Source organism: Streptosporangium sp. NPDC023615, assembly GCF_040640155.1.
Taxonomy (GTDB): domain Bacteria; phylum Actinomycetota; class Actinomycetes; order Streptosporangiales; family Streptosporangiaceae; genus Streptosporangium.
On record NZ_JBFABE010000038.1, the window covers coordinates 1 to 10,572 of the forward strand.

The following is a 10,572-nucleotide window of genomic DNA, read 5'->3' on the forward strand; positions in this document are numbered from 1 at the left end:
CACGGGTCGCGTGGGTCGCGCGGGGCGCGTGGGTGACACAGATCACGCGGAGGGCCGGGTCCGGCAGGCATCATCCCGTTCAGGACGAGGAGTCACACCATGCGGAAGATCCGGGTGAGGGGTGCGGTCGCGGAGCTCGACGGTGACGAGATGACCCGGGTCATCTGGCGGCTCATCAAGGAGCGGCTCATCCTTCCCCATCTGGACATCACCCTGGACTACCACGACCTGTCGATCCAGAACCGGGACGCCACCCGCGACGAGGTGACGTCCGACGCCGCGCAGGCGATCGTGAAGCACGGCGTGGGCGTCAAGTGCGCCACGATAAACCCGGACGAGGCGCGCGTGAGGGAGTTCGGCCTGGAACGGATGTGGACGTCGCCGAACGCCAGGATCCGCAACCTGCTCGGCGGCGTCATCTTCCGCGAGCCCATCGTGATGGCGAACATACCGCGGCCGGTGCCCGGGTGGACCGGGCCGGTCGTCATCGGCCGGCACGCGCACGCCGACCAGTACGCGGCGGCCGAGGTCACCGTGCCCGGGCCCGGGGTCGCGAGGCTGGTGTACACGCCCGACGACGGCGGGGAGCCGGTCGAGACGGAGGTCGCGCGGTTCGCCGGCGGCGGCGTCGTGATGGGCATGTACAACCTCGACGCGTCGATCCGCGACTTCGCGCGCGCCACGATGCGCTACGCGCTGACCCGCGGCCTGCCGCTGTACCTCTCGACGAAGAACACGGTGCTCAAGACGTACGACGGCCGTTTCAAGGACCTGTTCGCCGAGGTGTTCGCGACCGAGTTCCAGAACGGGTTCGAGGAGGCCGGGATCACCTACGAGCACCGGCTGATCGACGACATGGTCGCCCTGGCCGTCAGGTCCCGGGGCGGCTTCGTCTGGGCGTGCAAGAACTACGACGGGGACGTGCAGTCGGACTTCGTCGCGCAGGGCTTCGGCTCGCTCGGCCTGATGACCTCGGTGCTGATGACGGCCGACGGCCGCGTCGCCGTGGCCGAGGCCGCCCACGGCACGGTCACCCGCCACTACCGGCGCCACCGGCGGGGGGAGCCGACGTCGACCAACCCGATCGCGTCCGTCTTCGCCTGGAGCCGCGCCCTCGCCCACCGGGGGAGGCTGGACACCACCCCCGAGGTCGTCGCCTTCGCCTCCGCGCTGGAGCGGGCCTGCGTGAGGACCGTGGAGGCCGGCCTGATGACCAGGGACCTGGCGCTGCTCACCGGCGGCACCTCGTGGCTGACCACGGAGGAGTTCGTCGCCGCGGTGCAGGAGAGCCTCGGGCGGGAGACGCGCGCTCAGGCTCTCGCGTAGGCGACCAGCAGGGCGGACGCCACGACGCTGCAGACGGCCACCACGAGCATCACGAAGGGGTAGCCCATGCCCTGGCTGAGGAAGGCCGCCGCCAGCGGGCCGAGCGCCTTGGCGAGCATGATCGGAAGGGCCTGGGCGCCGGCGATGCTCGCGTAGTCCGTGACGCCGTACCTCTCGGCGAGGAGCACGGGGCGGGCCAGGGTGCCCACCCCGAACCCGATCCCGAAGGCGATCACGCAGGCGACGGCACCGGCCCCGCTCCGGCCGAGCACCGGCAGGAGAAGCGCGGCCACGGCCTGCAGGAAGAAGACCGCGGCGGTGACGCCCGCGGCCGAGAACCGCCGGTGCAGACCGGTGGTGACGAGCCTGCCGGTGACCGACAGGATGCCGAGGAGCCCGGTGACGGAGGCGGCGAACGTGGGGGAATGGCCGAGTTCGGTGAGATAGGCGAGCAGGTGGACGGCGACGATCGCGACGGCCGCGGTGTGCGCGACGAACGCGACGGCCAGCAGCCAGAAGGCCCGTCCGCGCATTGCCTGGCGCACGCCGGCGTCGCCTCGCGGTTCTCCGCGCCCGGCGGGAGCGGGGTCCTCGTGCCCGGCGGGCGCGGGGTCCCCGGCGAGAGGTGGCCTGCGGATGAAGAAGGCGTGCAGCGGGATGGTCGTCACGGCGTGGATGACGGCGAGGAGGACCAGGGCGGTGCGCCAGCCGTAGTGGTCGACGAGCAGACCGGTGAGGGGCAGGAAGATGCTGGAGGCGAATCCGGCCACCAGGGTGACGGTCAGCAGGGCGGTGGAGCGGCGGTCGGGATCGAACCAGGCGACGACGATCGCGAACGCCGGTTCGTAGAGCGTCATGGCCGAGGACAGGCCGATGACGGCGAGAACCGCGTACAGGGCGGGCAGGTTGTCGACCCGCGACCAGGCGAAGGTCGCCAGCGTGCCGGCGATCGAGCCCAGCGTCATGAGGCCGCGCCCGCCGTGGCGGTCCAGCCACCGGCCGACCAGCGGGGCGGCCAGCCCCGTGATCAGCACCGCAAGGGTGAAGGCGCCGGTGACCTGGCTGACGGAGGCGCCCAGATCACGGCGCATGGGACCGAGGAAGACGGCGAACGCGTAGTAGAGCACCCCGTAACCGACGGTCTGCGTGACGGCCAGGGCGATGACGATGCGCCACCCGTGGGAGATCCGAGGCGGTCTGCTGTGCTGTTTGACGGTCACTTGCGGTATTCACCTCCGCGTCGACGGGCTCCGGCCGGCTCGTGCGGGTCCGCGTCCGCGCACCCGTGAACGGCCCGGCCGCGTGATGTTCTCCGACGGCATTCGAACCACGTCACCGAATTTGCGAGGATCTCGATGGACGCGGGCGCCTCACGCCGCGAACAGGAACCGTTCCCGCTATCCGATGCGGCAATCCACGGAAACCTGCTCCGCGCCGAACGATTTCGGTCGACGAATCGGCGCACGAATATGAGGGAGCGGCGCGATATAGGACATCCGGCCGATGAAAAAGAAATGAACGTGATTCTGTTCCTCCGCCGGTCCCCGGTCCGGGCGGCGGCGGGGGAACCGCCGCCCGGACCGGGGACCGGACGTCTCAGGGATGCTCGGAGCAGCAGCCGTCCTTGCGCATGATCCGGGACGTCTCCAGCCAGTCGGCCGCGCCGGCCGGAGCGGCCGTCCCGGCGCTCCCGGTCATCAGGTCCTCCTGGCGGTGCAGCACGCCGTCCCGCATCGTCATCGGGGTCCGCACCAGGGTGGAGAAGTCCTCGAACGGGTCTCCGGCGACGAAGACGAGGTCGGCGAGCTTGCCGGGCTCGACCGTGCCCAGGTCCTTCTCGACGCCGAACACCCGGGCCGGCAGCACCGTGACCGTGCGCAGCGCCTGGGCGGCGGAGAAGCCGTACCGGTGCAGCGCCCGCAGGGCCAGGTGGAGGTGCAGCCCGACCGGGTAGAGCGGCGAGTCGGTGCCCAGCGCGATGCCCGTGTCCTCGGCGATCATGCGCCGGTAGACGGCGACCTCGGTCTCGATCCTGAGCAGTTCGGCGAACGTCGGGGGCTCCGCCGCGGTGCTCCGCACCATGGCGACGTCCCACGGGGGCATCAGCCGGGTCACCCGGGGATCCTCGGCGAGCGACGGATCCGCGCCCAGCAGTTGCAGCGCGGAGAAGGGGGTGGCGATGAGGTGGAAGCCCGGACTGCGGTAGACCTCGTGGACGTCCTGATAGGCGCGGCCCAGCGCGGAGGTCGCGTGGCCGTACTCCAGCCGCTGGGTGGCCTGCAGGTGCGTCGTCAGATCCTGGCCCAGGTTGATGCCCGGATAGGACAGGTGGCTCCCGGCCCGGACGCCGAGTTTCCGGTGGGCGGTCCTGGTGGCCTCCTCCATGATCCAGCCGGCCGCGCGCACGTACGTCTTGACGAAGTCGTAGTCCAGCGCGACCGCCCGTTCGAGGGTGCGGCGCACGCCCTCGCGGGTCTGGTGGGCGCGGCCCATGGTGTAGGCGACACGCGAGCCGTCGATCAGCTCGCCGGTCGCGAAGAGGCGCGGCGCGGTCATCTCCCCGGCGGCGATGGCCTCGCGCAGGCGTACGCCCTCGTAGGCGAAGCCCCCCAGGGAGACGGTCGTGGTGATGCCGTAGGCGAGGTTGACGATGTTCTGCCGGCCGCCGTAGGTGTAGTGCCAGGGGTGGACGTGGGAGTCCCACAGGCCGGGCAGCACGGTGTGGGCGGAGGCGTCGACGTGGCGGTCGGTGCCGCGGGGCCCGCCCGGCCGGTGCGGCTCGACGGAGACGACGCGGTTCCCGCGGACGACGATGTCGACGTTCTCGCGGACCCTGTCGCCGGTGCCGTCCCACAGGCGGCCCGCGTGGATGCGGGTCGTGGTGGGGGGCGGCGTCCTGCGCCGGTACTGGAGCGGGGCGCGCAGCGCGCGGCGCGACCCGCCGTCGCGGTCGACCAGCCGCAGGCCGCCCCCGGACAGGTAGAGGATGGTCCGGGAGTCCCCCGACCAGGAGGGGTGGTCGGCCTCCTCGTCGGTGATCCGCCGCGGCGCCCCCGCGGGGGCGCCGTCCTGGCGGACGGGGAGCACCCACAGCGCCGACTCGGCGACGAACACCATCCATCGCCCGTCGGGAGACCACACGGGCCCGGAGGCGTAGCGGTCGGACAGCGACATGTGCCCGGCGGGGGCGTGCAGGACCGCCTCCCCCGTGCGCGTGTCGACGACGCGGATGAGGTTGTAGCCCTCGCGGAAACGCTGGGTCAGCCGGTTGCGGTCGGCCAGGGCGATGTAGCGGCCGTCCGGGGACCAGGTGGGCGGGCCGGGCAGGCCGCCTGCGCCGAGCGCGGCGGCCAGCGTGCGCTCCTCACCGGTCGCCAGGTCGCGGACCAGGAGATTTCCCGCGGGGTCGTGGCAGGCGAGCCGGGTGCCGTCGGGAGACAGGGCCGGGTTGACCCGTCCGCCGGTGGCGAGGGTCGTCTCCGTGCCGTCGGCGACGTTCCTGCGGCGGACGGCGTACAGGCCGTCCCTGTCGTCGCAGTAGAGGACGCTGCGGCCGTCGGGCGCCCAGACCGGTGACTGGATGTAGTGCTCCGGCCCGGCCTGGACGAGTCTGCGCGGCCGGCCGCCGACGGGCATGAGCCACAGGGCGTTGAGCGCGGCGAACGCGACCGACCTGCCGTCCGGGGCGAGTACCGGGTGGTGGATCCCCCGCACGGGGCGGGGAGCGGTGGAGTCGAAGTCGTATTTCTTGTCCCGGTAGACGGGGTGCGGCACGTCGAGCCGCGCGGTGAACGGGATCTCCGTGACGTTCCCGGAGTCCGGCCGCCGCACCCTGACCTGACCGTCGGCGAGATAGAGCAGCTCGTTGCCGGGCAGCCAGCGGACGGGCACCGGGAAGACGTCCTCGCCCTCGGCGATCCGCTCGCCGTCCACCATGAGGGCGGCGTCGGGCCCCCTGTCCCCGGCGGTGACGTGGATGTAGGCGACACGCTCGCCGTCGGGCGAGGGGGCGGGGCAGACCACGGTGCCCGTGCCGACGGTACGCACCACGGTGGCCTCGCCGCCCCGCGCCGGGACCGAGGCGATGACGCGGCCCTCCAGTGCCTCGGCCCTGACGAAGAGGATGTCGCGGCCGTCGGCCGACCACGCCGGGTCGTAGTCGTTCTGCGGGCCGGTCGTCAGCTGGGTCAGCCGGCCGTCACGGACGTCCACGGTCCAGATGTGGTAGGAGGCGACCCTGGCGGGGTCGCCCCCGCGTTCGGAGGCGAAGGCGATCCTCCTGCCGTCGGGGGACCAGCTCACTCCCCTGTCGTCCCAGGGGCCGTCCGTGAGCCTGCGCAGGCCGGAGCCGTCCGGAGCCATGACCCAGATGTGGAAACCGCCGCCCTTGTACGCGCACAGGGCCACGGTGGAACCGTCGGGGGACCAGGCCGGCCGGGTGGGTTCGAGGTCGGCACCGGTCAGGGCGACGGCCGTGCCGCCCGCCCGGGGAAGCGACCACAGGATGCCCTGGACCTCCAGGATCAGCCGGTCACCGGTGGGCGAGACGGCCACGGTCCCGTTGGTGAGGCGCGTGAAGGTGAGCGTCCGGCGGCGCTTGACGAGCGTGGCCGGAGCCTGCGCGGCCGGGGCGAGCGCGCCGAGGACGGACCCGGTACCGGGAGCGGCCACCGAACCCGCCGAAGCACCCGTGATCGCCACCGCCTGGATGAAACGCCGTCGAGAAAAGCCATCCAAAGTGAAATACCCCTTTCTGGGAGCGCGTTCCGAACCCCCGACATGGCACCCGAGCGTAAGGAGTACTTCAGGCACTATCCAGACCTTGACTTCTCGGGAAAATCCGCGATCTTCCGCGACACCGTTCCACGGGGCCGCGGAAACCGAACACCGGGTCCGGAAACGACCACCGGAAAAGAAGCGCGCCCCTCGTCCTACCGGCGTGGCCGGGTGCGCATACCCGCATGTCGCGGGGGCGGCGGGGATATTCGGCCGGTCCGGGCGATGGAAGGCATTCCACGATGATGGCACTGCGGACCCCAAGTTGATCTCCATGTTTTCTTGGGGTCCGCGCGGCTGCGGGACATCGGCCCGGCCCGGCCGACGGACCGTCCGCCCCCGGCCAGCAACCTTCATTTTTCGGGCATTTCAGACTAAGGTCCCTTAAGGGAAGTTAGGCCCCATCACGGGGCGATTTACCAGGCCCGGGGAGATCGGAAACAGGAAAGTACCACGTCACGAGACCGGAACCACGCGAAACGTCCGTTATCTAATCGTGATATTTCCAATTGTCAACGGAAACGTTCGGTGAATCTTTCGTTAACCTCAGCAAACCACCGGGGGACGCACACGGAGTTGCGGAAAGTGACGCACCGATCACTCACGCACACTTGCGTCCTCCGATATCGGTGTGCTGTCTTGCTATAGGCAATACAGGGGTAGACGAACTTCGGGGCCGTGAAAATTCGACGACCACTCGAAGCCGCCGCACAACCCATTCGAGATATCGCTCGCACAGTTCATACGAAAACTGTTCTCGATTTTTCTCCAGATAGGTTGCCGTCGATGTCCGTCGCACATGTTCAGGTCGACACCCTGCTCATGAAATCCCCCAGAACGCTGATCGGGGCAGGGCGGGCGGCCTCCGTGGCAAAAGAAGCCGAGACCGTGTCGCGGGGCACCTCTCGGCCCGTCCGGGTCCTTCTGGTGGTCGGTGCCGGATTCCCCCGGCGGCCGTGGCACACCGCGGTGGTCGACGCGCTGCGCCCGGTCCGGCTCCACGTGGCCGTCCAGCCGAGCATGCCGACACCCGCGTCCGTCGCCCGGCTCGCCGGTGAGGCCCGCGCCCATCGCGCCGACGTGGTGGTCGCGGTGGGCGGCGGCAGCGTCCTGGACGGCGCCAAGGCCGCAGCGGCCCTGTCCTACGAGCCCGCCGACCCCACCTGCGAGTCGGTGGTCGACGCGTGCGACGGGACCGCCCCGGCCGCAGGACTGCCGGTCGTCGCGGTGCCCACCACCCCGGGGACGGGGGCCGAGGCCACGCCGTTCGCCACGATCTGGGACGTGGACCGGGGCCGTAAGCTCTCGCTGCGCGGAGACTCCGTGCTTCCCGCCGTCGCGATCCTCGACCCCGACCTGCTCCTCGGGCTCCCCGGCACGCGGCTCGCCTGCAGCCTCCTCGACACCTTCGCCCAGGCCCTGGAGGGGGCGTGGTCGACGCGCGCGGACGAGCGGGCCGAGGCTCTGGGCGCGGCCGCGTGGGCCCGCCTGTCCGGGTTCCTCGACCGGCCGGACCGGTCCCCGCGGGCCCCGGAGGCCTGGGAACGGCAGGACGCGCTCCTGGCGGGGCACTACGCGGGTCGCGCCATCGCGGTCGCGGGAACCACGGTGTGCCACGCGCTCTCCTACCCGCTGACCCTGCGCTACGGCCTGGACCACGGCCAGGCGTGCGGCGTCACGCTCGGACGGGTGCTGCGGTACAACGCGGCCGTCGAGGACGCCGACTGCGCCGACGCGCGCGGCGCCGGCCGGGTGCGCGCCGCCATCGCGCGCGTCGTCGCCGCCGCCGGAGCCGACGACGCCTCCACCCTGGCCCGGCGGATCGAGTCGTTCCTCGCGTCCTCGGGTCTGCCCCCCGTGCCGGACCTGCGCCCCGACGCCGCCCGCATAGCCGCCGAGGCGCTCGGCTACGACCGCGCCGGCAACAACCCCCGTCGGCTGAGCATCGAAGACCTGACCCTGCTCCTGACGACCGCGCCCTGACCGATTCCTCGGAGGCGAGCATGCGCGTTGACACGTACAAGGTCGTTCACTGGATGAACGTCCGCAAGATGACGACCCGGCAGGTCGCCGAGGCCGCCGGCCTCGACCCCGGGCACCTCGAGGAGATGCTCGGCGTGCCCGGCGACGGGGAGTGGCCGGACGCGACGACCGCCGCGGTCGCCCGGACGCTCCGGATCGAACCGGAGAAACTCGGCGCCAGCGGCCGGCGGGACCTGACCGTGGTCACGAAGACCGCGCGGGAACTGCGGGACACGCGACGCCCGATACAGCGGGACGGCATCCACTTCTACAACTACTACACGATGGCGGCGCCACCCGGCGCGGTCGCGCCGGTCATCCTCGACATCCTCTGTCCCGCCGGCCGCGTCCCGGCCCTCAACAACGGGCACCTGGAGCCCGCGATCACGGTCAACCTCGGCCCCGGCGACATCCACGGCCGCTGGGGGGTGGAGCTCGACGACACGACCTGGCAGGTGATCAAGGCCGACCCCCGCGACGAGGCGTGGATCGTCGGCGACTCCTACGTCGAACCCTCCTACTGCCCGCACAGCTACTCGCTGGCCTCGGACGTCCCGGCCAGGATCGTGTCCTACACCGGCCAGTCCAACCTGGCCGGGTTGCTGGAGGACGTCAACGACTGGTCCGAACCCGCCGTCCGGGAACTCCTCGGCCGGCTCGGCGAGGACCCGTCCCCGCTCGCGCTGACCGACGTGCTGCTGGCACGCCGCGGCCACACCCTCGAATCGGCGGCGGCGGCCCTGGGCACGAGCGGGGAGAAACTGGCCGCGGCGCTCGACGACGGCTCCGCCGACGTGCTGCGGGAGCTGGGCTCCGCGCTCGGTTTCGACCACCGGCTGCTGCTCCGGCCCGAGCGCAGGCACGACGCCGCGGGCAAGACCTACAGGGACGTCGCCGAGTGCCTGCGGGACGTCCGGTCCTTCCGGGGGTACGAGGTCACGTCGCTGGCCGGTGCCCCGCACCTGCCCGACCTGGTCGGCCAGTACATGCGGGTGACCGGTGACGCCGGCGAGGCGTTGTGCGAACCCGCCGAGACGCACTACCTGGTGACCCGCGGCACGGTGGAGATCCACTGGACCGCCGCCGACGGCCGGACCGAGTCCGCCGCGCTGGACGTGGACGGGACGGCCTGGGCCGCCCCCTTCGTGACGCATCGCTGGTCCGGCGACGGCGCCCTGATCAAACTCGGCTCCGGACGGCACCTCAGCTACCTGGACCTGTACGAGCTCACGAACACCTACGCCGCCGCCTCGACGCTGCGCCGCGGCCGCCGTGACGGCCGTAGCTGGGGTTACGACTCCTGACGGGATCCGTCCGGACATCCGCCCCCTCACACCGGGAGAACGATCATGCGTGTCGTTTACACCGATCCGGCCTGGGCCCTGGACGACACGGGCCGGCCCGATCCGGCCCAGGCCGACATAGAGCGGGACGTGTTCGGTCCCGGGATCGACCTCGGTCTCGGGCTGTTCACCGACCGCTACCAGACCGACGGCCCCGACTTCCACGACCACGTACGCGGGGCCGACGCCCTGGTCATCTACCGCTGCCAGATCACCAGGGAACTCCTCGACGCCGTCGGGCCGGGGTGCCGGGTCGTCGCCCGCAGCGGCGTCGGCATCGACAACCTCAACGCGCCCCTGCTCGCCGAGGCCGGTGTCATCGGCTTCAACGTCCCCGACTACTGCGGTGACGAGGTCAGCACCCACACGCTCGCGCTGCTGCTCGCCCTGGAGCGCCGGATCTGCACGCAGGACAGGCTCGTCAGGTCCGGCCGGTGGAACATCCACGCCGGCGGGGTGCCCCGGCGCCTGTCGACACGGACCGCGGGCATCGTCGGCTTCGGCCGCATCGGCCGGGTGACCGCCAGGAAGCTGCGGGCCTTCTACGACAGGGTCGTCGCCTACGACCCGTACGTGTCAGCGGACCTGATGGCCGGCCACGGCGTCGCCGCCGCGGCCGATCTGGCCGGGTTGTTCGGCGCCGCCGACGCGGTGGTGGTGCACGCGGCGCTCACCGCCGAGACCGACCGGCTGATCGACGCGGACGCCCTCGCCCACCTGCGGCCGGGCGCCCTCCTGGTCAACACGGCCCGCGGACGCCTCGTCGACGTCCCCGCCGTCCTCGACGCCCTCGAACAGGGCCTGCTGGGCGGTTTCGCCTCCGACGTGTTCAGCCCCGAGGATCCGAACGACGACCCCGTGGCCCGCAAACTGCTGGGCCGCGACGACGTGGTGGTGTCGGCGCACCGCGCGTTCCTGTCCGCCGAATCGGAGCGCAGCGCCCGGCGGCGGGTGGCCGAAGGGGTCGCGGCCGTGCTGAGAGGCGGCCCTCCCCCCTCGGAGGGCCGGGTCGCCTGAACGTCACACCCCCGGCCTCGCGGAACGACCGCCCGAGCCCCGCAGGGCCCGCCTGAGCCCCACGGAGGCCGGCCGGGTTCCGCAGAGG

Annotated in this window: 6 protein-coding genes; 4 read left to right on the forward strand and 2 right to left on the reverse strand. The window is 71.9% G+C overall.

Going from position 1 to position 10,572, the window contains the following annotated elements; genetic code table 11:
• Positions 1 to 99: 99 nt before the first annotated feature.
• Positions 100 to 1,326 carry an NADP-dependent isocitrate dehydrogenase gene (locus tag AB0G16_RS24090; protein ID WP_362808964.1) on the forward strand — a complete coding sequence of 409 codons (1,227 nt, stop codon included), beginning with the start codon at positions 100 to 102 and terminating at the stop codon, positions 1,324 to 1,326.
• On the opposite strand, the gene AB0G16_RS24095 is transcribed toward AB0G16_RS24090, so the two are convergent.
• Both AB0G16_RS24095 and AB0G16_RS24100 read right to left on the reverse strand, forming a co-directional pair.
• The gene (locus AB0G16_RS24095) at positions 1,311 to 2,546 is read right to left on the reverse strand and encodes an MFS transporter (RefSeq protein ID WP_362808967.1); all 1,236 of its coding nucleotides are present in this window, start codon (positions 2,544 to 2,546) and stop codon (positions 1,311 to 1,313) included. The genes AB0G16_RS24090 and AB0G16_RS24095 overlap by 16 nt on opposite strands.
• Before the next feature lie 376 nt (positions 2,547 to 2,922).
• Positions 2,923 to 6,027 carry an amidohydrolase family protein gene (locus AB0G16_RS24100; protein WP_362808970.1) on the reverse strand — a complete coding sequence of 1,035 codons (3,105 nt, stop codon included), beginning with the start codon at positions 6,025 to 6,027 and terminating at the stop codon, positions 2,923 to 2,925.
• A gap of 861 nt (positions 6,028 to 6,888) precedes the next feature.
• Here AB0G16_RS24100 and AB0G16_RS24105 point away from each other — a divergent pair.
• The 3 genes from AB0G16_RS24105 to AB0G16_RS24115 are packed head-to-tail and all read left to right on the forward strand — an operon-like array spanning position 6,889 to position 10,484.
• Positions 6,889 to 8,085, forward strand: a complete 1,197-nt coding sequence (locus AB0G16_RS24105; RefSeq protein WP_362808973.1) for an iron-containing alcohol dehydrogenase — start codon at positions 6,889 to 6,891, stop codon at positions 8,083 to 8,085.
• Positions 8,086 to 8,105: 20 nt separating this feature from the next.
• Positions 8,106 to 9,428, forward strand: coding sequence for a histidine kinase (locus AB0G16_RS24110; RefSeq protein ID WP_362808976.1), 1,323 nt, complete (start codon positions 8,106 to 8,108; stop codon positions 9,426 to 9,428).
• 45 nt (positions 9,429 to 9,473) lie between these two features.
• Positions 9,474 to 10,484: a C-terminal binding protein gene (locus AB0G16_RS24115; protein ID WP_362808979.1), complete on the forward strand. Its 1,011-nt coding sequence runs from the start codon at positions 9,474 to 9,476 to the stop codon at positions 10,482 to 10,484.
• The last annotated feature ends 88 nt before the right edge of the window (positions 10,485 to 10,572 follow it).